Origin of the sequence: Pontitalea aquivivens, from assembly GCF_046507575.1 — a bacterium.
Taxonomy (GTDB): Bacteria; Pseudomonadota; Alphaproteobacteria; order Rhodobacterales; family Rhodobacteraceae; genus Pontitalea; species Pontitalea aquivivens.
Genome location: NZ_JBKFEY010000010.1, coordinates 13,109 through 35,969 on the forward strand (window position 1 = coordinate 13,109; position 22,861 = coordinate 35,969).

Consider the following 22,861-nt stretch of genomic DNA (forward strand, 5'->3'; position numbering starts at 1 on the left):
CTGTTGGCCCGATCTGTTGCCCCGATCTGTTGCCCGGATCTGTTGCGTGGTGGGCCGGGCGCGTGTATCAACGCGCGGCAGAGGGTTAACCGGAGAGGTCGGGCATGCGTCGGGTTGTTGTCACGGGGTTGGGGATGGTCACGCCGCTGGCTTGCGGGGTCGAGGAAACCTGGTCGCGGCTTCTGGCCGGGCAATCGGGTGCGGGGCCGATCACGCGGTTCGACGCCGGCAACGTGGTGACGAAATACGCCTGCGAGATTCCGTTCGGCGATGGCAGCGACGGCACCTTCAACCCTGACGACTGGATGGAGCCGAAAGAGCGTCGCAAGGTCGATGATTTCATCCTGTATGGCATGGCCGCGGCCGATCAGGCGGTGCGCGATGCGGGCTGGATGCCGCAGGATGAGGAAAGCCGCCTGCGCACGGGGGTGATGATCGGGTCCGGCATCGGCGGGCTGAGTTCAATCGCGGAGACGGCGGTGCTGATCAGGGAAAAGGGTCCCAGGCGGGTCAGCCCCTTTTTCATTCCGGGGGCGCTGATCAACCTGATCTCGGGGCAGGTCAGCATCCGTTACGGGTTCAAGGGGCCGAACCACGCGGTGGTGACGGCCTGTTCCACCGGCGCGCATGCGATCGGCGATGCGGCGCGGCTGATCATGCTGGGCGATGCCGATGTGATGCTGGCGGGGGGCGCGGAAAGCCCGATTTCGGAAATCGGGATCGCGGGGTTCAACGCCTGCAAGGCGCTGTCGACCAAGCGTGCCGAGGATCCGGCAGCGGCCAGCCGCCCCTATGACGCGGACCGCGACGGGTTCGTGATGGGCGAGGGCGCGGGCGTCGTGGTGCTGGAGGAATATGAACATGCCAAGGCGCGCGGGGCCAGGATTTACGCCGAGGTGCTGGGCTATGGCCTGTCGGGCGATGCCTATCACATCACCGCGCCGTCCGAGGATGGCGATGGCGGGTTCCGGTCGATGAGTGCGGCGATCGCACGCGCCGGGATCACCCCGGCCGATATCGATTACATCAACGCGCATGGCACCAGCACCATGGCCGACACGATCGAACTGGGCGCGGTCGAGCGGCTGATGGGCGATGCGGCATCCAGGGCCACGATGTCGTCTACCAAATCGAGCATCGGGCACCTGCTGGGCGCGGCCGGCGCGGTCGAGGCGATCTTCTGCGTGCTGGCGATCCGCGACCAGATCGCGCCGCCGACGCTGAACCTGGACAATCCGGCGGTCGAGGCCAGGCTGGATCTGGCGCCGCTGAAGGCGGTCAGGCGCGAAATCAACGTGGCGCTGTCCAACAGCTTCGGTTTTGGCGGAACGAATGCGAGCCTGGTGCTGGGCAAGGTCCGCGGCTGATGTGGCGTCACATCGTATCGAATTTTCTGACGGTTCTGGTGGTGGTGCTGATCGCCGTGGGCGGGGCTGTCGCCTGGGCGAAGAAGCAGTATCAGGACCCCGGACCGCTGGCGCAGGCGGTGTGTCTGCAGGTTGGGCGCGGGGCGAGTTTCTCGGCCGTGTCCGATGATCTGGTGGCGCAGGGCGCGATCGGGTCGGGCTATATCTTCCGGGCGGGGGCGGATTATGCGGGCAAGGCGGATGACCTGAAATTCGGGTCCTATCTGATCCGGCCCGGGGCCTCGATGGCGCAGATCGTCGATCAGATCACGGCGGGGGGGCCATCGACCTGCGGGACCGAGGTGAACTTTCGCATCGGGGTCAATGCCAATGACGTGATCCTGCGCGCGCTGGACCCGGCCACGGGGCGCTATGTCGAGAAGGTGAAGTTCGACCCGGCGGCGGAAGCGGCACCGGCGGAATTCCTGGACGAGGCGGCGAAGGCGGATACCCGGCTGCGGGTGACGCTGGCCGAGGGGGCGACCAGCTGGCAGGTGGTCGAGGCGCTGAAGCGCGCGGATTTCCTGACCGGCGATGTGGCCGAGATCCCGGCCGAAGGCAGCCTGGCGCCCGACAGCTATGAGGTGGCGCGCGGGTCCGAACGCGCGGCGCTGCTGGCGGAAATGCAGCGGCGTCAGGCGGTTATCCTGGAAACGGCCTGGGCGGCGCGGGCCGGGGATCTGCCCTATCAGACGCCGGAACAGGCGCTGACCATGGCCTCGATCGTGGAAAAGGAAACCGGGGTGGCGGACGAACGCCGCCAGGTGGCCAGCGTCTTTGTCAACCGGCTGGAGCGGGGGATGCGGCTGCAGACGGACCCGACGGTGATCTATGGTGTGACCGAGGGCAAGGGCGTGCTGGGCCGCGGCCTGCGGCGCAGCGAACTGGACCGGGCGACACCCTACAACACCTATGTCATCGAAGGCCTGCCGCCGACGCCGATCGCCAACCCGGGGAAGGCCGCGATCGAGGCGGCGCTGAACCCGGATCAGACCGAATACCTGTTCTTTGTGGCCGATGGCACGGGCGGGCATGCGTTCGCGGTGACGCTGGACGAGCACAACCGCAACGTGGCGCGCTGGCGCGAGATCGAGGCGCAGCAACAGCAGGAAACGCCCGCAGGGAATTGATAATGTTGAAAAACCCGGGGTTTGACCCCGGGTTTTTTCGGGACGCGCGGTACAACCCTGAATTTAGGGCTTGACTTTGCGAACGCCCTAAGGTAGATATATGACATGCTAGGAGAAGTGGGCAAGCGGCACGGGGAAACCCGGCGCCGCTTTTTCATTTCGCTCGTGCGGAACAGGCATGAGAGGCGGGACCAGCACATATGAAAATGACTTTCTCGGATGAGGAAGCGGCTCCGGCGGATTTGCTGGCGGAGACGGAAGTTCTGTATCGGGAGATCGCCGCCGAGCTTGCGGCCGCCATGGACCGGGTCCGGCGGGGCGAGATCGGCGAGGCCAGGGCCGCCATGCAGGCGGTCAAGGACCTGCGCGCGGCCTTCCAGATGGTGATGGATGAAAGGACCAGGGTTGAGAAACTCCGCAAACAGGTTGCAGGATGCGTCCGCGATCACGCGCTTGATTTCGACGCGGCGCGCGATGAGATCGGGCGCCGTCTGGCTTGCCTGCGCGACGCCGCAGGAGGTTGATGGCTTTCTGGACGGGCTGGGGGACAATGCGCTTCTGGCCCTGCCGTGGATCTTTGAATTCTGGGCGCTGCCGCATCAGTTGCCGCCCGAGGGGGCCTGGAAAAGCTGGGTGATCATGGGCGGGCGTGGTGCGGGCAAGACCCGGGCCGGGGCGGAATGGGTGCGCGCGCAGGTGGAAGGCGCGGGCCCCACGGACCCCGGCCCGGCGCGGCGGGTGGCGCTGGTGGGGGAAACCTTCGACCAGGTGCGCGATGTGATGGTGTTTGGCGACAGCGGCATCCTGGCCTGTTCGCCCCCCGACCGGCGGCCCGAGTGGGAGGCGGGGCGGCGGCGGTTGATCTGGCCCAATGGCGCGACGGCGCAGGCGTTTTCGGCGCATGAGCCCGAGGCGCTGCGGGGGCCGCAATTCGATGCGGCCTGGGCCGATGAGCTGGCCAAGTGGAAGAAGGCCGAGGAGACCTGGGACATGCTGCAGTTCGCGCTGCGGCTGGGCGATCATCCGCAGCAGGTCATCACCACCACGCCGCGCAATGTGGGGGTGCTGAAGGCGATCCTGAAGAACCCGTCCACGGTGGTGACGCATGCGCCGACCGAGGCGAACCGGGCCTATCTGGCGGCGTCTTTCCTGGAGGAGGTGCAGGCGCGTTATGCCGGCACGCGGCTGGGCCGGCAGGAACTGGAGGGGGTGTTGCTGGAGGATGCCGAGGGCGCGCTGTGGACCACCGCCGCGCTGGAGGGGTGCCGTGTGGACCGCGCGCCCGATCTGGACCGGGTGGTGGTGGCGCTGGACCCGGCGGTCAGCGGTCATGCCGGGTCGGATGAATGCGGGATCGTGGTCGTGGGGGCGGTGACGCGGGGCCCGGCGCAGGATTGGCGGGCCTTCGTGCTGGAGGATGCATCGGTCCGCGGGCGGCCCACCGACTGGGCGCGCGCGGCGATTGCGGTGATGGAGAAATATGGCGCCGAGCGGCTGGTGGCCGAGGTCAATCAGGGTGGTGATCTGGTGGAAAGCGTGATCCGCCAGATCGACCCGCTGGTGCCGTTTCGCGCGCTGCGGGCGGGCCGGGGCAAGGGGGTGCGGGCCGAGCCGGTGGCGGCGCTGTATGAACAGGGGCGGGTCAGGCATCTGCGGTCGGCGCGGCTGGGCGCGCTGGAGGATCAGATGTGCCGCATGACGGTGCAGGGCTATGCCGGGCGCGGATCGCCCGACCGGGTGGATGCGCTGGTCTGGGCGCTGCATGAGCTGATCATCGAGCCCGCCGCGCACTGGCGCCGCCCACAGGTGCGCAGGCTGTAGGCGCGACAGCAGGTTTCACGCGAGGGGCCGGTTTTCCGGCCCCTTTTTCATGCCCGGGCCCAGGGGCTGCGGTACGACGAGGAGATCGGGATGGTGATGCAATTCTTTCGCAAGGGGGGCGCGGGTGGCGCCCCCGAGGGGGCGGGCGCGCCCGAGCAGAAGGCCTCGGCCACGGGGCGGGTGGTGGCGCTGGCACATGGGGCGGGCCGCGTGGTCTGGAGCGCGCGGGACACCGCCAGCCTGACGCGCAATGGCTTTACCGGCAACCCGATCGGGTTTCGCTGCGTCAAGCTGATCGCCGAGGCGGCGGCGGCGGTGCCGCTTTTGTGCCAGGATGCCGGGCGGCGCTATGACCGGCATCCGATGCTTGATCTGATCCGGCGGCCCAATCCGGGCCAGGGGCGGGCCGAGCTGTTCGAGGCGCTGTATGGCCAGCTGCTGTTGTCGGGCAATGGCTATCTGGAGGCGGTCGCGCCCGATCCGGGCCTGCCGCGCGAATTACATGTGCTGCGCGCCGACCGGATGAGCATCGTGCCGGGCGCGGATGGCTGGCCTGTGGCCTATGACTATACCGTCGGCGGGCGCCGGCATCGGTTCGACATGACCGGCCATCCCGATCCGATCTGCCACATCCGCAGCTTTCATCCGCAGGATGACCATTACGGCCTGTCGCCGATGCAGGCCGCGGCGGTGGCGATGGATGTGCACAACAGCGCCAGTGCCTGGTCAAAGGCGTTGCTGGACAATGCCGCGCGGCCCAGTGGCGCGATCATCTATCGCGGCGCGGATGGGCAGGGCACGCTGTCGCCCGAACAATATGACCGGCTGGTCTTTGAGATGGAGACCCACCATCAGGGCGCGCGCAATGCCGGGCGGCCGATGCTGCTGGAAGGGGGGCTGGACTGGAAGCCGATGGGGTTCAGCCCCTCGGACATGGAGTTTCACCAGACCAAGGTGGCGGCGGCGCGGGAAATCGCGGTGGCCTTTGGCGTGCCGCCGATGCTGTTGGGCATTCCGGGCGATGCCACCTATGCCAATTACGCCGAGGCGCATCGGGCGTTCTACCGGCTGACGGTGCTGCCGCTGGCGACACGGGTCACGGCGGCGGTGGCGTGGTGGTTGTCGGCGCATCTGGGGCAGGTGGTCGAGCTGCGGCCCGATCCCGACCAGATCCCGGCGCTGGCGACCGAACGCGACGCGCAATGGAAGCGGGTCGGCGAGGCGACCTTTCTGACGCAGGCGGAAAAACGCGCGATCCTGGGGCTGCCGCCCGCAGCGGAGGATTGAGATGGCCGAGGGCGGGTCTCGTTATCTCAAGGAGCCGTTCGAGATTCACGAACAGCGATTTGAGGCGACCGAGCGGATCATGGAGCTGCAGTTCAGCCAGGTGGACCGGCGGCTGGGCCGGATCGAGGCGCTGATCGAGGGGCTGGAGCGGCGGTTGTGGATGACGGTCTATGGCGTCGTGGCGGTGATCCTGACGCAGGCGGTTCAGGGCATTCTGGAATATGCCCCAAGGTAGGAAAATCACATGTATACAGCGGAATATGGGCTGGAGTTGAAGTTTTGCCAGCAGGGCGCGGTGCAGCTGGAGGGGCTTTGGATCGAAGGCTATGCCAGCCTGTTCGGGCTGGCCGATCAGGGCGGCGATGTGGTGCAGCGCGGGGCCTATGCGCGGTCGCTGGAACGGATCGCGGCGCGGGGCGGATCGGTCAAGATGCTGTGGCAGCATGATCCGGGCGAACCGATCGGGATCTGGGAAGAGATCCGCGAGGACGACCGTGGGCTGTTTGTCCGGGGGCGGCTGTTGCCCGAGGTGGCCCGCGCCCGCGAGGCGGCGGCGCTGATCGCGGCGGGGGCGATTGACGGGCTGTCGATCGGCTATCGCACGATCGCGGCGGGAAAGGATGCCCAGGGCCGACGCAGCCTGATGGAACTTGAACTGTGGGAAGTGTCGCTGGTGACCTTTCCGATGCTGCGCGAGGCGCGGGTGGCGGCCAAGGCCGGGGACATTGTCGGGGACCGGGCCGGGGCTGCGTTGCAGGACCTGGCGGCGGCGCTGCGTGCGGCGACGGCCAGCCTGGCGGATCGCTGAGGCGTGTGGATTTTTCCAACCATCGAGATGGAGGCAAGATGAAGACCGAGATCGGGGCCGGGGCCGGTATGCCCATGGCTGAAGGCCCGGAGGCAACCCGGGAAGTGGTGACCGAACTGGCCGGTTTCCTTAGGGAAGTCAAAGGCTTTCAGGATGATATCAAAGTGAAGTTTCAACAGCAGGAAGAGCGTTTGATCATGCTTCAGACCAAGACCATGACCACCGGGCGTCCGGCCCTTTCCGCCGCCGCCCATGATGAGGCGCCGCATCTGAAGGCCTTTGGCGCCTATCTGCGCACCGGCGATGATGATGGGCTGCGCGGCCTTGTGCTGGAGGGCAAGGCGCTGAATACGCAGGTGGCGGCCGAGGGCGGCTATCTGGTGGATCCGCAGACATCCGAGGCGATCCGGGGCGTGCTGAAGGCCACCGCCTCGATCCGTCAGATCGCCAATGTGGTGAATGTCGAGGCGAGCTCGTTCGATGTGCTGGTGGACCATTCCGAGATGGGCTCGGGCTGGGCCACCGAGACGGCCAGCCTGACCGAGACCGGCACGCCGCAGATCGACCGGATCAGCATTCCGCTGCACGAACTGTCGGCAATGCCCAAGGCCAGCCAGCGGCTGCTGGATGACAGTGCCTTTGACATCGAGGGCTGGCTGGCCGACCGCATCGCCGACAGGTTCGCCCGCGCCGAGGCGGCGGCCTTTGTCGTGGGCGACGGCGTGGACAAGCCACGGGGCTTTCTGACCCATGCCACCGTGCCCGAGGACAGCTGGAGCTGGGGCAACCTGGGCTATGTCGCCACCGGCAATGAGGGCGATTTCGCCGCGACCAATGCCAGCGATGCGATCGTCGATCTGGTCTATGCGCTGGATGCCGAATACCGCGCCAATGCGACCTTCGTGATGAATTCCAAGACCGCCGGTGCGGTGCGCAAGATGAAGGATGCCGATGGCCGCTTCCTGTGGACCGACGGCTTGCAGGCGCATGAACCCGCGCGGCTGATGGGCTATCCGGTGCTGATCGCCGAGGACATGCCCGATATCGGCCCGGGCGCCAATGCGATTGCCTTTGGCGATTTCCGCAACGGTTACACGATTGCCGAGCGCCCCGATTTGCGGGTGCTGCGCGATCCTTTCTCGGCCAAGCCGCATGTGCTGTTCTATGCGTCCAAGCGCGTGGGCGGGGATGTCAGCGATTTCGCGGCGATCAAGGTGTTGAAGTTCGCCATCGCCTGAGGCTGGCGGATCGGGCCGGGGGGTGACCCCCGGTTTCGGGCGGGCGCGGGTTCGACCGCTGTCGTCTAGCTGCTCCCTCCGTCCGAGCGATGGCGGGAGGGTCCGCGCCCGATGCCCCGGGATCCCCGGGGAAGGATTTCAGGAGAGTTCCGATGATGCTGAACGAAGTGACGGCGGTGCCCGGCGCGGCGCTGCCGCTGGCGCAGTTTCGTGACCATTTGCGGCTGGGCACGGGCTTTGCCGATCCGGGCGCCGAGGATGCCGCGCTGGAAGCCTATCTGCGTGCGGCGATGGCCGCGATCGAGGGGCGGACCAGCAAGGTGCTGATGGCGCGCGAATTCGTGCTGGTGCTGGAGCGTTGGCGCGGTGAGGCCTGTCAGCCGCTGCCGGTGGCCCCGGTGCGCGCGCTGGGCGCGGTGCGGATGCGGGCGCGCGACGGCGCCGAGGTGCCGGTCGACCCGGCGCGCTACCGGCTGGTGGCGGATCTGGCACGGCCGCGGCTGCAGGCGGTGGGGGGCGCCTTGGCGGCGATCCCGCCGGGGGGCGTGGTCGAAATCGGCTTTACCGCGGGATTCGGGCCGGCCTGGGCGGATCTGCCGGTCGATCTGGCGCAGGCGGTGTTCCTGCTGGCGGCGCAGTATTACGAGCTGCGCCATGAAGGCATGGGCGCGGGCGGGGCGATGCCCTTTGGCGTGATGGCGCTGATCGAGCGTTGGCGCACGGTGCGCAGCCTGGGAAGCCGGGCATGAAGCCCCCCGTTCTGGCCCGCGCGCTGGTGCTGGAGGCGTCCGAGCGGGTCGCCGATGGCGCGGGGGGGGTTGATCTGGTCTGGCGCGCGCTGGGCACGCTTTGGGCCGAGGTCAGGCCCGGCACCGGGCGCGCGCGGGCGGGTGAGGTGGTGACGCTGGCCAGCGTTTCATTGCGCATCACGGTGCGGGCGGCGCCGGTGGGGGCGCCCGCGCGGCCCAGGCCGGATCAGCGTTTTCGTGAGGGCGCGCGGATCTTTCGCATCCTGGCCGTCACCGAGGCCGATCCGCGCGGCCATTACCTGGTCTGTTTTGCCCAAGAGGAGGTGGCCGCATGAGCTATGGCATGGGCGCGGCGTTGCAGGCGGCGGTTTATCAGCGGCTGCGGGCGGATGCGCAGGTGGCGGGGCTGGTGGGCGATGCGGTGTTCGATGCGGTCCCGCCCGGGCCCGTGGCGGGGACCTATGTCAGCCTTGGCCCGGAAGATGTGCGCGATGCCTCGGATGTCAGCGGAGCCGGGGCGGAACATGATTTCACCGTTTCGGTGATCACGGATGCGGCGGGCTTTCAGGCCGCCAAGGCGGTGGCGGCGGCGGTGTCGGATGCACTGGCGGGCGCGGCGCTGACGCTGACGCGCGGGCGGGTCGTGGGGATCTGGTTCCTGCGCGCGCGGGCGCGGCGGGTGGACACGGGCGCGCTGCGGCGCATCGATCTGGTGTTTCGCGCCCGGCTGGAGGGCTGAGCGCGCTTTGGGCTGGCCCGGGGGCGGGCCTTTCATCATTCAATCGGAGAGACGACATGGCGGCGCAGAACGGCAAGGACCTTCTGATCAAGCTCGACCTGAACGGGGGCGGGCAGTTTGAGACCATCGCGGGGCTGCGCGCCACGCGGATCAGCTTCAACGCGGAAACGGTGGATGTGACCAGCCTGGAATCGCAGGGCGGATGGCGCGAATTGCTGGGCGGCGCGGGGGTGCGATCGGCGGCGGTTTCGGGGTCGGGCGTGTTTCGTGATGCCGCGACGGATGAACGCGCGCGGCAGATCTTTTTCGACGGCGAGGTGCCGCAGTTCCAGGTCATCATTCCCGATTTCGGCATCGTGCAGGGGCCCTTCATGATCACGGCGATCGAATATGCGGGCAGCCACAACGGCGAGGCCACCTATGAGCTGAGCATGGCCTCGGCCGGTGCCCTGAGCTTTGCGGCGATCTGATGGCGAACCCTTGGGCAGGAGAGGTGGCGGTCTGGCTGGATGGCCGGCGCCATGTGGCCAGGCTGACGCTGGGGGCCCTGGCCGAGCTGGAGGCGGAGCTGGCCGAAGGCAGCATGATCGCCATGGTGGAGCGCCTTGAGGCGGGCGCGTTCAGCACGCGCGATGTGCTGGCGCTGTTGGTGGCGGGGCTGCGTGGCGGGGGCTGGCAGGGCACGGCCGAGGATCTGCGCACGGTCGAGATCGGCGGTGGCCCGGTCGAGGCGGCGCGGGTGGCGGCGACGTTGCTGGCGCGGGCCTTCACGGTTCCGGGATCGGGGCCGGGATCGGGGCCGGGAATGGGGCCGGGGCGGCGATGAGCGGGCTGGATTGGCCGGGGCTGATGCGGGTGGGCATCCGCGGGCTTGGGCTTGCGCCTGCGGCCTTCTGGCGGCTGACGCCCGCGGAACTGGCGCTGATGCTGGGCGAGGTGGCTGGCGCGCCGCCCCTGACACGCGCGCGGCTGGAGGAGCTGGCCGCGCGGTGGCCGGATGCGGTTGGGCCGGATGGTGGGAAAGGAACAGGTGATGATCGAGGTGGACGGGCTGGACAGTCTGGGCCAGCAGGCGGCGGCGCTTGAGCGTGGTCTGGGCGGGGCCGAGGCAATGGCGGGGGCCTTCAATGCCGAACTGGGGCGCATGCGTGAAAGCCTGGTGTTCACCGGGCGCGAGGCTGGCGTTCTGAGCAACAGCCTTGGGCGGGGCCTGCGGCGCGCCTTTGACGGGTTGGTCTTTGACGGGATGAAGCTGTCGGATGCGTTGCAGGGCGTGGCGCGGACGATGGCCGACAGCGTCTATGGCGTGGCGATGCGGCCGGTGCAGAGCGCGCTGGGCGGGGCGATCGTGCAGGGGGTGAACGACATGCTTGGCGGGCTGATGCCCTTTGCCGCGGGCGGGGCCTTTGCGCAGGGGCGGGTGATGCCCTTTGCCAGGGGGGGCGTCGTATCCTCGCCGGTGACGTTCCCGATGCGGGGCGGGCGTGGGCTGATGGGCGAGGCGGGCCCCGAGGCGATCATGCCGCTGGCGCGCGGGCCTGACGGGCGTCTGGGGGTGCAGGCCGCGGGCGGGGGACGTGCGGTCAGCGTGGTGATGAACATCACCACCCCCGATGTCGCGGGTTTCGCCCGCAGCCAGAGCCAGATCGCGGCACAGCTGTCGCGCGCGCTGGCGCGTGGCGATCGCAACCGTTGAGGAGAACATCATGGCCTTTCACGAAATCCGCTTTCCCGCGAACCTGAGCTTTGGGTCGATCGGGGGCCCCGAGCGGCGCACCGAAATCGTCACCCTGTCCAATGGCTATGAAGAGCGCAACAGCCCCTGGGCCCATTCGCGCCGGCGCTATGATGCGGGTGTCGGGCTGCGCGGTCTGGACGATGTGGAGGCGCTGATCGCCTTTTTCGAGGCGCGGCAGGGACAGCTGCACGGCTTTCGCTGGAAGGACTGGGCGGATTACAAATCCTGCCTGGCCTCGGGGGTGGTGGGGTTCGAGGATCAGCGCATCGGCACCGGCGACGGGGTCACCACGGCGTTCCAGCTGGTCAAGACCTATGTCTCGGGCGGGGTCAGCTATGTGCGCCCGATTGCCAAGCCGGTGGCGGGCAGCGTGCGGGTGGGGCTGCAGGGCGATCATCAGGCCGAGGCGGTGAGTTTCGGGGTCGATCCGGCGACGGGGGTGGTCACCTTTGCCGAGGCGCCGCCCCCGGGCGCGCGGGTGACGGCGGGGTTCGAATTCGATGTGCCGGTGCGGTTTGATACCGACCGGATCCAGGTTTCGGTCGCCTCGTTCCAGGCGGGCGACCTGCCGCAGGTTCCGGTGATCGAGGTGCGGCTGTGAACGGGTTTTCCAAAGGGGTGCGGGCCCATCTGGCCACGGGGGCGACGACACTGGCGCGGGCCTGGGAAATCCGGCGCCGCGACGGGCGGGTGCTGGGGTTTACCGATCATGACCGGGTGCTGCGCCTTGAGGGCGTGGACTTTGTCCCCGACAGCGGCATGACGGCGCAGGCGTTGCAGCAGACGACGGGGCTGTCGGTGGACAATACCGAGGCGCTGGGCGCGTTGCGGTCGGAGGCGATCTGCGAGGCCGACCTGCTGGCGGGGCGCTATGACGGGGCCGAGGTGCGGATCTGGCTGGTGAACTGGGCCGATCCGGGCGACCGGGCGCTGATATTTCGTGGACATCTGGGCGAGGTGGCGCGGGCCGGGGGCGCGTTCCGGGCCGAGTTGCGGGGCCTGGGCGAGGCTTTGGGTGCCGAAACCGGGCGGATCTATCATCCGGCCTGTGCCGCGGTTCTGGGCGATGTGCAGTGCCGCTTTGACCTGGGCAGGCCGGGTTATGCGGTGGAGCGGGTGGTCGAGGCGGTGACCGGGTCGCAGCTGTTCCGGTTTGCGCAGATGGCGGGTTTCACCGATCGCTGGTTCGAGAAGGGCCGGTTCGAGGTGCTGGATGGGGTTGCGGCGGGGCTGGACGGGGTGGTCAAGAACGACCGGCTGGACGCGGATGGCGCGCGCACGGTGGAGCTGTGGCAGCGGCTGGGGGCGGCGGTGGCGCCGGGCGACCGGGTACGGATCGTGGCGGGCTGTGACCGGCAGGCCGATACCTGCCGGCTGAAGTTTGCCAATTTCAACAATTTCCGCGGCTTTCCGCATATTCCGGGTGAAGACTGGCTGACCTCTTACCCGGTGTCGGGGCGCAGCAATGATGGCGGGAGCCTGTTCCGATGATCGGTCTTCGGGCAGAGGCGATTGCGCGCGACTGGCTGGGCACGCCCTATCTGCACCAGGGATCGGTCCGGGGGGTGGGGACGGATTGTCTGGGGTTGTTGCGCGGCATCTGGCGCACGCTTTACGGCACCGAGCCCGAGGCGGTGTCGCCTTATACGCCCGACTGGTCCGAACCGCAGCGGGCAGAGGTGTTGTGGGCGGCGGCGGTGCGCCATCTGGTGGCGCTGCCGGGATGCGTTCCGCAGGCCCCCGGCGAGGTGCTGCTGTTTCGGATGCGCGATGGTGCGGTCGCCAAACATCTGGGCATCACGGCCCGGATCGGTGCGGGGGCCAGTTTCATTCATGCCTATACCGGGCATGGGGTGATCGAAAGCCCGCTGTCGCGCCCCTGGCAGCGGCGGATCGTGGCGCGGTTCAATTTTCCTTCAGGAGCCTGATGATGGCGACGATATTGCTTTCAGCGGCGGGGGCCGCAATTGGCGCAGGTTTTGGCGGCACGGTGCTGGGCCTGTCCGGGGCGGTGATCGGGCGCGCGGTTGGCGCCACGCTGGGCCGGGCGATCGACCAGAAGCTGCTGGGCGGCGGGTCGGCCAGCATCGAGACGGGGCGGGTGGACCGGTTCCGCCTGACCAGCGCCTCGGAGGGGGAAGGGGTGGCGCGGCTGTGGGGGCGGATGCGGCTGCCCGGCCAGGTGATCTGGGCCACGCGCTTTATCGAGACGGCGCGGACCCAGAGTGGCGGCAAGGGCGCGCCGCGCCAGAGCGTGACGAGCTATGGCTATTCGGTCAGCCTGGCGCTGGCGCTGTGCGAGGGCGAGATCCTGCGCGTGGGGCGTATCTGGGCGGACGGGATCGAGCTGGCGCCGCGCGATCTGAACATGCGGGTCTATACGGGGGCCGAGGATCAGCTGCCCGATCCGAAGATCGAGGCGGTCGAGGGGGTGGGTCTGGCCCCGGCCTATCGTGGCATTGCCTATGTGGTGATCGAGAATCTGGCGCTGGAGCGGTTTGGCAATCGTGTGCCGCTGTTCAGCTTTGAGGTGGTGCGCCCCGCGCAGGGGCCGTTGGTGGACCCGTTGCCGGACCTGACCCGGGGCATCAGGGCGGTGGCGATGATCCCGGGCACGGGCGAATATGCGCTGGCGACGACGCCGGTGCATCACGATCTGGGCCTGGGCGAGAAGGTTTCGGTGAATGAAAACAGCCCCTCGGGGCGGACGGACCTGGAAACCTCATTGACGGCGCTGGGGGAAGAGCTGCCGAACTGTGGCGCGGTGTCGCTGGTGGTGTCGTGGTTCGGCGACGATCTGCGCTGCGGGCAGTGCCGGATCATGCCCAAGGTCGAGACGGTGGCGGTGGATGGCGTGCCGATGCCCTGGCGGGTTTCGGGGCTGGCACGGGGCGCGGCGCAAGAGGTGGCGCGGCTGGACGGGCGCCCGGTCTATGGCGGTACGCCGGCCGATGCCGCGGTGCTGGAGGCGATCGCGGCGCTGAAGGCGGCGGGGAAGGCGGTGACCTTCTATCCCTTCATCCTGATGGAGCAGCTGGCGGGCAATGGGTTGACCGACCCCTGGACGGGGGCCGCCGATCAGCCGGTGTTGCCCTGGCGCGGCCGGGTCACGCTGTCGGCCGCCCCCGGCCAGCCCGGCAGCCCCGATGAAACGGCGGCGGCGATGGCCGAGGTGGCGGCGTTCTTCGGCACGGCGGGGCCGGGGGATTTCGTGCCCGCATCGGCGACCGTGGCCTATGACGGGCCGCAGGAATGGTCATTTCGCCGTTTTATCCTGCATTACGCGCGGCTGTGCGCGATGGCGGGCGGGGTGGATGCCTTTTGCATCGGGTCCGAGATGCGGGCGCTGACGCAGATCCGGGGGCCGGGCAACAGCTTTCCCGCCGTGGCGGCGCTGCGCGCGCTGGCCGCGGATGTGCGCGCGATCCTGGGGCCGGACTGCAAGATCGGCTATGCCGCCGACTGGTCGGAATATTTCGGCTATCAGACCGAGGCGGGCGACAGGTTCTTTCACCTCGATCCGCTTTGGGCCGATGAGAACATCGATTTCATCGGCATCGACAATTACATGCCCCTGTCGGATTGGCGTTCGGGCGAGGATCATGCCGATGCCCGGTGGGGATCGATCTATAACCCCGACTACCTGCGCGCCAATGTCGAGGGCGGCGAGGGCTATGACTGGTTCTATGCTTCGCAGGCGCATCGGGATGCGCAGATCCGCACGCCGATCGAGGATCATCTGGGCGAGCCCTGGATCTGGCGCTACAAGGACATCCGCAGCTGGTGGGACACCCCCCATCACGAACGGATCGGGGGGGTGCGGCAGGCCGAGGCCAGCCCCTGGGTGCCGCGATCCAAGCCGGTGTGGTTTACGGAACTGGGCTGTGCCGCGGTGGACAGGGGCACGAATGAACCCAACAAGTTCCTGGATCCCAAAAGCTCGGAATCGCAGGTGCCGCATTATTCCGACGGGCGGCGCGATGAGCTGATCCAGATGCAGTATCTGCGGGTGATGACCGATTACTGGACAGACCCGGCGGCGAACCCGGTGTCCGAGGTCTATGGCGGGCCGATGGTGGATGTGGCGCGGTGCCATGTCTGGGCCTGGGATGCGCGGCCCTATCCGCAGTTTCCGGGGAATCGCGATCTGTGGTCGGATGGTGCGAACCATGCGCGCGGGCATTGGATTTCGGGCCGGGCCACGGCGCAGCCGCTGGCCAATGTGGTGGCCGAGATCTGCGGCGCGGCGGGGCTGGCGGATGTGGATGTCAGCGCGCTGCATGGGGTGGTGCGGGGCTATCAGCCGGCACCGGGCCTGAGCGGGCGGGCGTTGCTGCAGGGGCTGATGCTGGCCTATGGTTTCGATGCGGCCGAACGCGACGGGCGGCTGGTCTTTGCGATGCGCGACGGGCGTGTTGCGGCGCGGCTGGGTCCTGACAGCCTTGCGCTGGGCGAGGGGCCCGCGCTGGAGGCGGTGCGCGCGCCCGAGGCCGAGGTGGCCGGGCGGGTACGGCTGGCCTATGTCGAGGCGGATGGCGATTATGAGATCCGCGCGGTCGAGGCGCTGATGCCCGATGAGCGGGCCAGCGGTGTGGCGGGCACCGAACTGGCGCTGGCGCTGACGCGGTCCGAGGGGCACCGCATCGCCGAACGCTGGCTGGCCGAGGCGCGGGTGGCGCGTGATGGGGTTGCCTTTGCTTTGCCGCCATCATTGGGCCATCTGGGGCCGGGCGATGTGGTCGAGTTGACGCATCAGGGCCGCGCGCGGCGCTATCGCATCGACCGGGCCGAGGTTGCGGGCGTACGGCGTCTTGAGGCGGTGCGGGTCGAGCCGGGGATCTATCAGGCCTCTGACGAGGCGGAAGAGCGGGTTCTGCCCGTGCCCTTCGCTGCCCCGGTGCCGGTTCTGCCGGTGTTTCTGGATCTGCCGCTGCTGACCGGCGAGGAACTGCCCCATGTGCCGCATCTGGCGGTGGCGGCAACGCCCTGGCCGGGCAGTGTGGCGGTTTATTCCGCGCCCGAGGATGCGGGCTATGCGCTGAACCGGCTGATCGAGCGGCCGGCGGTGATCGGGCAGACGCTGGTGCCGCTGGCGGCGGCGCGGCCGGGCCTGTGGGACAGGGGCCCGGCGCTGCGGGTTCGGGTCAAGGGCGGCACGCTGGAGGCGGCATCCGCCGCGCGGGTTCTGGCGGGGGCGAATGTGCTGGCGATCGGCGACGGCAGTTCGGACCGCTGGGAGGTGATGCAATTCGCCGAAGCCCTGCCGGTGGAGCCGGGGGTGTGGGACATCTCGATGCGGCTGCGCGGTCAGGCGGGCAGCGATGCGATCCTGCCCGAGGTCTGGCCCGCGGGCAGCATGGTCGTGCTGATGGATGGCGCGCCGCAGCAGATCACGCTGGCGCCATCGGCACGCGATGTGTCGCGGCATTATCGCATCGGAACGGCGGCGCGGTCCTATGACGATCCGGCCTGTGTGCACCGGGTCGAGGCTTTCAAGGGGATCGGACTGCGGCCGCTGTCGCCCTGCCATCTGCGGGCGCAGCGGTCGGGGGCGGATTGGGGGATCCGCTGGGTGCGGCGCACGCGGACCGATGGCGACAGCTGGTCCGGGCTGGATGTGCCGTTGGGCGAGGCGCGTGAGGCCTATCTGGTGCGCGTGCTGCAGGCGGGCGCGATCCGGCGCGAAGCGGTCACGACCGCGCCCGCCTGGAACTATACCGCGGCGATGCGCGAGAGCGATGGCCTGACGGGGGCCTTTGAAATTGCGGTTGCACAAATCTCTGAGGTCTTCGGGCCCGGACCATTCACAGGAGTCACGATCAATGACTGAGACGAACCGACTGGCGCTGCCGCTGTTGCAACCGGCGCAGGCGCAAAAGCATGTGACCGTGAACGAGGCGATGGTGCGGCTGGACGGGCTGGTGAACCTGGTGCTGCAATCGGTCACGCAGGTGGTGCCGCCGGGCGTGGTGGGCGATGGGGTCTGCTATGGCGTGCCCGTCGGCGCGGTCAATGCCTGGAGCGGGCAGGAGGGCAAGGTTGCGATCGGCACGAACGGGGGCTGGGTATTTGCGGCCCCGGGCTATGGCTGGCGCGGTTTCATTGCCGATCAGGGCCTGCAGGTAATGCACGATGGCGAGGATTGGGTGCCCGGGGCGCTGACCCTGTCGGCGCATGGGGCGGGACTGGTCGCGGGGTTGGCCGAGATCGATCATGTGGTGACGGCGGGGGACGTTTCGGTGACGCAGGCAATCATCCCCGCGGGCGCCATGGTGATCGGGGTCAGCGGGCGGGTGACCGAGGCGATCGCAGGCACGCTGAGCGGCTGGCGGCTGGGCAATCCGGGGGCCGGGGACCGGTTCGGCACGGGGCTGGGCCTGTCGGGCGGGTCCTGGGTGCGGGGGATGCTGTCCGCGCCGATGACTTTCTACGCGCCCGAGCCGCTGGTCCTGAGCGCAGATGGCGGGGTTTTCGCGGGGGGCGGCAGGGTGCGGCTGGCGGTGCATTACCTGCAGATCAGCCTGCCGGGGCTGTAGGGCGCGGGGGCGGATGCGCGCGGTTCTTTGGGGTGATCTGATCGCCGCCGCCCGGCGGGTGTGCGATCTGCCACGGGCCGAGGCCGAGGCGGCGCTGGGCCGGTTGCTGGGTCGTGCCCATGCGGCCGATCTGTACCGCAAGCGGTTCGGCCGGGCGCATCCGGCCTGGGGCAATGGCAGCCTGTGGGCGGTGGCGCAGGCGGGGGCCGGGCTGCCGCCCGAGCCGCGCCTGTCGGACCCGGGTTTTCTGGCCGCCATTGCGCTGGTCGCGGACGCCCTGGGCCAGCGGCGATGCAATGGCGGGTTTTTTCCGCCCGCGCCTTCCGCTATCAGGGCGGCGACCTATGTGATAGGCTGGACGCACAAGCCGAGAGGTGCCGAGATGGTGGAAACCAAAGCGAAAGTTACCGTGATCGATCCGGTCTGGTCGCGGATCTGCGACGAGGCCCGCGCCGCGGTGCGTGATGAGCCGCTGCTGGGTGGCTTGATCCATTCGGGCGTGCTGCACCATGGCAGTCTGGAACGGTCGCTGGCCTATCGGTTCTCGCTCAAGCTGGCCTCGGGCGAGATGAGCGAGCAGATCCTGCGCGAGATCGCCGATGAGGCCTATGGCCTGGACCCCGATCTGGCGCAGGCGGCGCGGGCCGATCTGGTCGCGGTCTTTGAACGCGACCCGGCCTGCCACCGTTTTCTGCAGCCGCTGCTGTTCTTCAAGGGGTTCCAGGCGCTGCAATCCTATCGCGTGGCGCATTGGCTGTGGCGGCAGGGCCGGCGCGACATGGCCTATTTCGTGCAGATGCGCACCTCGGAAATGTTCGGGGTCGATATTCACCCGGCGGCGCGGATCGGGCGCGGGGTGATGATCGATCATGCCCATTCGATCGTGATCGGCGAAACAGCGGTGGTGGGCAACAATGTCTCGATGCTGCATTCGGTGACGCTGGGCGGCACCGGCAAGGAGGAAGAGGACCGCCATCCCAAGATCGGTGACGGCGTGCTGATCGGGGCGGGGGCAAAGGTGCTGGGCAATATCTGCATCGGTGCGAACAGCCGTATCGCGGCCGGTTCGGTCGTGTTGCAGGATGTGCCCTGCTGCAAGACGGTGGCGGGGGTGCCTGCGCGCATCGTGGGCGATGCGGGCTGCGATCAGCCTTCGGTGTCGATGGACCAGCGGCTGAAGGATTGCGACTGCGGGGGCTGACGGTCTGATCTGCATCTGATGCAGGGCAAGGACAGGGCCGCCGGGATCCCGGCGGCCCTGTCCTTTTGCGGGGTCTGTTTGCGGGCTGGCCGGTCAGGCCAGCATCGCCATCGGGTTTTCCAGATTTGCAACAATGGCCTGCAGCAGTTCGGCCCCCAGCGCGCCGTCGATGACGCGGTGATCGACCGACAGGGTCATCGACATGACGGTTGCCACCTCGATCGTGCCTTCGGCGTTCACCACGGGCTTTTTCAGCCCCGCGCCGACGGCCAGGATCGCGCCATGGGGCGGGTTGATGACGGCGTCGAAATTCTCGATCCCCATCATGCCGAGGTTCGAGATGGCAAAGCTGCCGCCCTGATATTCATGCGGGGCCAGCTTGCGCGACCGGGCGCGGGTGGCCAGGTCCTTCATCTCTTCGGACAGTTTCGACAGGCTTTTCGCTTCGGCATCGAACAGGACAGGGGTGAAGAGCCCGCCTTCGATCGCGACGGCGACGGCGACATCGGAGGCTTTCATCTTCAGCACCCGGTCGCCGGCCCAGACCGCATTGGCGGCGGGAACGGCCTGCAGCGCCAGCGCGCAGGCCTTGATGATGAAGTCGTTGACCGACAGTTTCACGCCCCGGTGTTCCAGCTGTTTGTTCAGCCGGGCGCGGAAGTCCATCAGCGCATCCAGCCGCACCTCGCGGCGCAGATAGAAATGCGGGATGGTCTGCTTGGCCTCGGTCAGGCGGGCGGCGATGGTCTTGCGCATGCCGTCAAGGGGGACTTCCTCGAAGCTGCGGCCCTCATAGAGCCTGGCGACCGCGCTGGCGGAAACCGGGCCGGGGGCGGGTGCCGCGGCGGGGACGGGCGCGGCGGCGGGTGCGGGGGCCGCGGCCGGGCGGGCCGTGGCGCCCTCGACATCCGCCTTGACGATCCGGCCATGCGGACCTGAACCTTGCAGCGCGGCCAGATCGATGCCCTTTTCCGCCGCGATGCGGCGGGCCAGCGGCGAGGCGAAGACGCGGGTGCCGGCAGGCGCCGGGGCGGCGGGAGACGTCGGCGCAGGAGCCGGGACCGAGGCGGGGGGTTGCGCGGCGGCGGGGGCCTGTGGTGCGGACGGGCTGGCCTTGGCGGCAGGGGCGGTGCCCGCGTCTTCGCCATCTTCCAGCAGGACCGCGATCGGGGTGTTGACCTTCACGCCCGTGCTGCCCTCGGCCACCAGAAGGCGGCCGATGGTGCCTTCGTCGACCGCCTCGAATTCCATCGTGGCCTTGTCGGTTTCGATCTCGGCGATGATGTCGCCGGATTTGACCGCGTCGCCTTCCTTCACCAGCCAGCGGGCAAGTGTGCCTTCCTCCATCGTGGGTGACAGGGCGGGCATCAGGATTTCGGTTGCCATGGTGCTTCCCCCTTAGCGATAGGTGACTTTTTTCACCGCCGCCACGACCTCATCCGAGGTCACGAGCGCCAGCTTTTCAAGGTTGGCCGCATAGGGCATCGGCACATCCTTGCCGGTGCAGTTGATCACGGGCGCGTCCAGATAGTCGAAGGCGCGTTCCATGATCACCGCCGACAGGTGGTTGCCGATGGCGCCCACGGGCCAGCCTTCTTCCACGGTGACGCAGCGGTTTGTTTTCATCACCGAGGCCAGAACGGTGTCATAGTCGATCGGGCGCAGGGTGCGCAGGTCGATCACCTCGGCGGAAATGCCCTGTGCGGCCAGCTTGTCGGCGGCTTCAAGCGCATGGACCATGCCGATGCCGAAAGAGACGATGGTCACATCGCCGCCTTCGCGCCAGATCCTGGCCTTGCCGAAGGGGATGGTGAAATCATCGATCGCCGGCACATCGAAGCTGCGGCCATAAAGGATTTCGTTTTCCAGGAAGATCACCGGGTTCGGATCGCGGATCGCGGTCTTCAGCAGGCCTTTGGCATCGGCGGCGGAATAGGGCATCACGACCTTGAGCCCCGGGATCTGCGCATACCAGGCGGCATAATCCTGGCTGTGCTGGGCGGCCACGCGGGCGGCGGCGCCGTTGGGGCCGCGGAAGACGATCGGGCAGCCCATCTGGCCGCCGGACATGTAAAGCGTCTTCGCCGCCGAGTTGATGATCTGGTCGATGGCCTGCATGGCGAAGTTGAAGGTCATGAATTCGACGATCGGTTTCAGCCCGCCAAAGGCCGAACCCACCGCAATTCCGGCGAACCCGTGTTCGGTGATGGGCGTATCGATCACGCGCCTGGCGCCGAACTGGTCGAGCAGGCCCTGGCTGATCTTGTAGGCGCCCTGATATTCGCCGACCTCTTCGCCCATCAGATAGACGTCTTCGTCGCGGGTCATTTCCTCGGCCATCGCCTCGCGCAGGGCTTCGCGCACGGTCATGGTTTTCATGGGGGTGCCTTCGGGCCAGTCGGGGCTGGTACCGGCTTTCGGTGTTTGGGGCGCCGGGGTGGCCGGGGCAGGGGTGGCCGGGGCGGCGGCCGCCTGTGCCCTGGGGGCGGCGGGGGCCGCCTGTGGGGCGGCATCGGCGGTTTCACCTTCTTCGATCAGCACGGCGATCGGGGTGTTGACCTTGACGCCGGCGGTGCCTTCGGCCACCAGGATACGGCCCATCACGCCTTCGTCGACGGCCTCAAATTCCATCGTGGCCTTGTCGGTTTCGATCTCGGCGATGATCTGGCCGGCGCTGACGGTATCGCCTTCTTTCACCAGCCATTTGGCCAGCGTCCCCTCCTCCATCGTCGGCGACAGGGCGGGCATCAGGATTTCGGTTGCCATTCGTCTCTCTCCCTTACGCGTAGATGTCGGTCCAGAGCTCGGAAACATCGGGCTCGGGGCTTTCCTTCGAGAACTCGGCCGCGTCGTTCACGATGGCCTTGATTTCCTTGTCGATGGCTTTCAGATCCTCATCGCTGGCATGGCCGCCCTGCAGCAGCATTTCGCGCACATGCTCGATCGCGTCGCGTTCGTCGCGCACCTTCTGCACCTCTTCGCGTGAGCGATATTTTGCCGGGTCCGACATGGAATGGCCACGGTAGCGGTAGGTCTTGATTTCAAGGATATAGGGGCCATCGCCCGCGCGGCAGTGGGCCACGGCGCGTTCGCCCGCCGCCTTCACCGCCAGCACATCCATCCCGTCGACGGTTTCGCCGGGGATGCCGAAGGCCTCGCCCCGGGTGTAGATGTCGGGGGTCGAGGTGGATCGTTTCTGCGACGTGCCCATCGCATACTGGTTGTTCTCGATCACGAAGACGACCGGCAGTTTCCACAGCGCGGCCATGTTGAAGGTTTCATAGACCTGGCCCTGGTTGGCCGCGCCATCGCCGAAATAGGTGAAGGTCACGCCGCCGTTGCCCTTGTAAAGATCGGCGAAGGCCAGACCCGCGCCCAGCGGCACCTGCGCGCCCACGATGCCGTGGCCGCCATAGAAGTGCTTTTCCCTGGAAAACATGTGCATCGAGCCGCCCTTGCCCTTGGACAGCCCGCCGATCCGGCCGGTCAGTTCCGCCATCACCCCGCCCGGTTCCATGCCGCAGGCCAGCATATGGCCGTGATCGCGGTAGGATGTGATGCGCTTGTCGCCCTCTTTCGCGGCGGCCTCAAGGCCCACGACGACGGCCTCTTGCCCGATGTAGAGGTGACAGAAACCACCGATCAGGCCCATGCCGTAAAGCTGACCGGCCTTTTCCTCAAAGCGGCGGATCAGCAGCATGTCACGGTAGTATTTCAGAAGCTCGTCCTTCGAGACATTGGCGCGGGGGGCGCCTTTCGTCTCGGGGTTCTTGCGTGTCGCCATCAGGCAGCCTCCCCTGCGAATGGAATAGTTCAATGTTAAACCATTCCATAGCGCAAGGTCAGCGCCGATGCAATCAGCGGATCACGATCTCGTCCGCGCGCACGGTGCCAAGCACGTCGCGGGCGCGTTCGTCCAGCAGATCAAGGTCAAGATAGGCATCCGACAGCCGGCTGGTCAGGTTTGCCATCCGCGTCAGGTCGCCACGCAGGCGGTCGCGTTCCGTTTCCAGCGCGGCGATCTCGGCCTCGATCTGGACGCGCCGGAAGATCCCGTAAGATCCCTGCACGGCGGCGAAGGTGAAATAGGCCCCCATCGCGATGGCTGCGGTGAAGAAGATCAAGGGTCCGAACCCGCGGCGCTTGTTGTTCATGTGCCTGTCCCATTGCCGCCCATGCCGCCTCTGCCGGGCGGCTGGCCGAATGAT

The 22,861-nt window shown here is 68.0% G+C and carries 25 protein-coding genes and 1 pseudogene; 22 read left to right on the forward strand and 4 right to left on the reverse strand.

All coding sequences use genetic code 11. The annotated features are described in order from the left end of the window. Nucleotides 1–104: 104 nt before the first annotated feature. From fabF to cysE, 22 genes and pseudogenes are all read left to right on the forward strand, one after another. Nucleotides 105–1,367, forward strand: coding sequence for a beta-ketoacyl-ACP synthase II (fabF, locus tag ACK8OU_RS11905; RefSeq protein WP_410303645.1), 1,263 nt, complete (start codon nucleotides 105–107; stop codon nucleotides 1,365–1,367). Further along, nucleotides 1,367–2,536 (forward strand): endolytic transglycosylase MltG, encoded by a 1,170-nt coding sequence (gene mltG, locus ACK8OU_RS11910; RefSeq protein WP_410303646.1) that lies wholly within the window; start codon nucleotides 1,367–1,369, stop codon nucleotides 2,534–2,536. The genes fabF and mltG overlap by 1 nt, the downstream gene beginning before the upstream one ends. 200 nt (nucleotides 2,537–2,736) lie before the next feature. Beyond that, complete coding sequence (locus ACK8OU_RS11915) at nucleotides 2,737–3,060, forward strand: hypothetical protein (protein WP_410303647.1); 324 nt, start codon at nucleotides 2,737–2,739, stop codon at nucleotides 3,058–3,060. Continuing rightward, complete coding sequence (locus ACK8OU_RS11920) at nucleotides 3,011–4,357, forward strand: DNA-packaging protein (protein WP_410303648.1); 1,347 nt, start codon at nucleotides 3,011–3,013, stop codon at nucleotides 4,355–4,357. Before ACK8OU_RS11915 ends, ACK8OU_RS11920 begins: the two co-directional genes overlap by 50 nt. A 90-nt stretch (nucleotides 4,358–4,447) precedes the next feature. Next, the gene (locus tag ACK8OU_RS11925; RefSeq protein WP_410303649.1) at nucleotides 4,448–5,644 is read left to right on the forward strand and encodes a phage portal protein; all 1,197 of its coding nucleotides are present in this window, start codon (nucleotides 4,448–4,450) and stop codon (nucleotides 5,642–5,644) included. 1 nt (nucleotide 5,645) lies between these two features. Then, the gene (locus ACK8OU_RS11930) at nucleotides 5,646–5,879 is read left to right on the forward strand and encodes a GTA head formation protein, RCAP_rcc01685 family (RefSeq protein WP_250042810.1); all 234 of its coding nucleotides are present in this window, start codon (nucleotides 5,646–5,648) and stop codon (nucleotides 5,877–5,879) included. A gap of 9 nt (nucleotides 5,880–5,888) precedes the next feature. Next, complete coding sequence (locus ACK8OU_RS11935) at nucleotides 5,889–6,452, forward strand: HK97 family phage prohead protease (RefSeq protein WP_410303650.1); 564 nt, start codon at nucleotides 5,889–5,891, stop codon at nucleotides 6,450–6,452. Nucleotides 6,453–6,490: 38 nt separating this feature from the next. Beyond that, on the forward strand, nucleotides 6,491–7,690 hold the full coding sequence (locus ACK8OU_RS11940) for a phage major capsid protein (protein ID WP_410303651.1): 1,200 nt from the start codon (nucleotides 6,491–6,493) through the stop codon (nucleotides 7,688–7,690). A 152-nt stretch (nucleotides 7,691–7,842) separates the two neighbouring features. Further along, complete coding sequence (locus tag ACK8OU_RS11945) at nucleotides 7,843–8,439, forward strand: head-tail connector protein (RefSeq protein WP_410303652.1); 597 nt, start codon at nucleotides 7,843–7,845, stop codon at nucleotides 8,437–8,439. Beyond that, nucleotides 8,436–8,774 (forward strand): head-tail adaptor protein, encoded by a 339-nt coding sequence (locus ACK8OU_RS11950; protein ID WP_410303653.1) that lies wholly within the window; start codon nucleotides 8,436–8,438, stop codon nucleotides 8,772–8,774. Before ACK8OU_RS11945 ends, ACK8OU_RS11950 begins: the two co-directional genes overlap by 4 nt. Beyond that, a complete protein-coding gene (locus ACK8OU_RS11955) occupies nucleotides 8,771–9,178 on the forward strand; it encodes a DUF3168 domain-containing protein (protein WP_410303654.1) in 408 nt (135 codons plus the stop codon). Before ACK8OU_RS11950 ends, ACK8OU_RS11955 begins: the two co-directional genes overlap by 4 nt. Before the next feature lie 56 nt (nucleotides 9,179–9,234). Next, a complete protein-coding gene (locus tag ACK8OU_RS11960; RefSeq protein WP_410303655.1) occupies nucleotides 9,235–9,648 on the forward strand; it encodes a phage major tail protein, TP901-1 family in 414 nt (137 codons plus the stop codon). After that, the gene (locus tag ACK8OU_RS11965) at nucleotides 9,648–10,004 is read left to right on the forward strand and encodes a gene transfer agent family protein (protein WP_410303656.1); all 357 of its coding nucleotides are present in this window, start codon (nucleotides 9,648–9,650) and stop codon (nucleotides 10,002–10,004) included. The genes ACK8OU_RS11960 and ACK8OU_RS11965 overlap by 1 nt, the downstream gene beginning before the upstream one ends. Beyond that, nucleotides 10,001–10,264, forward strand: coding sequence for a rcc01693 family protein (locus ACK8OU_RS11970; RefSeq protein WP_410303657.1), 264 nt, complete (start codon nucleotides 10,001–10,003; stop codon nucleotides 10,262–10,264). The genes ACK8OU_RS11965 and ACK8OU_RS11970 overlap by 4 nt, the downstream gene beginning before the upstream one ends. Continuing rightward, nucleotides 10,212–10,874: a phage tail tape measure protein gene (locus ACK8OU_RS11975; protein ID WP_410303658.1), complete on the forward strand. Its 663-nt coding sequence runs from the start codon at nucleotides 10,212–10,214 to the stop codon at nucleotides 10,872–10,874. Before ACK8OU_RS11970 ends, ACK8OU_RS11975 begins: the two co-directional genes overlap by 53 nt. A gap of 10 nt (nucleotides 10,875–10,884) precedes the next feature. Further along, nucleotides 10,885–11,517: a phage distal tail protein, Rcc01695 family gene (locus ACK8OU_RS11980; protein WP_410303659.1), complete on the forward strand. Its 633-nt coding sequence runs from the start codon at nucleotides 10,885–10,887 to the stop codon at nucleotides 11,515–11,517. Next, on the forward strand, nucleotides 11,514–12,407 hold the full coding sequence (locus ACK8OU_RS11985; RefSeq protein WP_410303660.1) for a DUF2163 domain-containing protein: 894 nt from the start codon (nucleotides 11,514–11,516) through the stop codon (nucleotides 12,405–12,407). The genes ACK8OU_RS11980 and ACK8OU_RS11985 overlap by 4 nt, the downstream gene beginning before the upstream one ends. Beyond that, the gene (locus tag ACK8OU_RS11990; protein WP_410303661.1) at nucleotides 12,404–12,844 is read left to right on the forward strand and encodes a C40 family peptidase; all 441 of its coding nucleotides are present in this window, start codon (nucleotides 12,404–12,406) and stop codon (nucleotides 12,842–12,844) included. Before ACK8OU_RS11985 ends, ACK8OU_RS11990 begins: the two co-directional genes overlap by 4 nt. 2 nt (nucleotides 12,845–12,846) lie before the next feature. Further along, a complete protein-coding gene (locus ACK8OU_RS11995) occupies nucleotides 12,847–16,746 on the forward strand; it encodes a baseplate multidomain protein megatron (protein ID WP_410303662.1) in 3,900 nt (1,299 codons plus the stop codon). After that, a complete protein-coding gene (locus ACK8OU_RS12000) occupies nucleotides 16,739–17,452 on the forward strand; it encodes a DUF2793 domain-containing protein (RefSeq protein WP_410303663.1) in 714 nt (237 codons plus the stop codon). Before ACK8OU_RS11995 ends, ACK8OU_RS12000 begins: the two co-directional genes overlap by 8 nt. 13 nt (nucleotides 17,453–17,465) lie before the next feature. Continuing rightward, nucleotides 17,466–17,720: pseudogene (locus tag ACK8OU_RS20630) on the forward strand (DUF7742 family protein); the annotation flags it as partial. Nucleotides 17,721–17,834: 114 nt separating this feature from the next. Beyond that, nucleotides 17,835–18,653: a serine O-acetyltransferase gene (cysE, locus tag ACK8OU_RS12005; protein WP_410303728.1), complete on the forward strand. Its 819-nt coding sequence runs from the start codon at nucleotides 17,835–17,837 to the stop codon at nucleotides 18,651–18,653. A gap of 93 nt (nucleotides 18,654–18,746) precedes the next feature. Here the strand turns inward: cysE and ACK8OU_RS12010 are convergent, their stop codons facing one another. The 4 genes from ACK8OU_RS12010 to ACK8OU_RS12025 all read right to left on the reverse strand — a co-directional run bounded on the left by ACK8OU_RS12010 (nucleotide 18,747) and on the right by ACK8OU_RS12025 (nucleotide 22,807). Next, nucleotides 18,747–20,039 (reverse strand): pyruvate dehydrogenase complex dihydrolipoamide acetyltransferase, encoded by a 1,293-nt coding sequence (locus ACK8OU_RS12010; protein WP_410303664.1) that lies wholly within the window; start codon nucleotides 20,037–20,039, stop codon nucleotides 18,747–18,749. A 12-nt stretch (nucleotides 20,040–20,051) separates the two neighbouring features. Beyond that, nucleotides 20,052–21,419, reverse strand: coding sequence for a pyruvate dehydrogenase complex E1 component subunit beta (locus ACK8OU_RS12015; RefSeq protein WP_410303665.1), 1,368 nt, complete (start codon nucleotides 21,417–21,419; stop codon nucleotides 20,052–20,054). 13 nt (nucleotides 21,420–21,432) lie between these two features. After that, complete coding sequence (pdhA, locus tag ACK8OU_RS12020; RefSeq protein WP_410303666.1) at nucleotides 21,433–22,437, reverse strand: pyruvate dehydrogenase (acetyl-transferring) E1 component subunit alpha; 1,005 nt, start codon at nucleotides 22,435–22,437, stop codon at nucleotides 21,433–21,435. A gap of 73 nt (nucleotides 22,438–22,510) precedes the next feature. After that, a complete protein-coding gene (locus tag ACK8OU_RS12025) occupies nucleotides 22,511–22,807 on the reverse strand; it encodes an FtsB family cell division protein (protein ID WP_410303667.1) in 297 nt (98 codons plus the stop codon). Nucleotides 22,808–22,861: the final 54 nt, after the last annotated feature.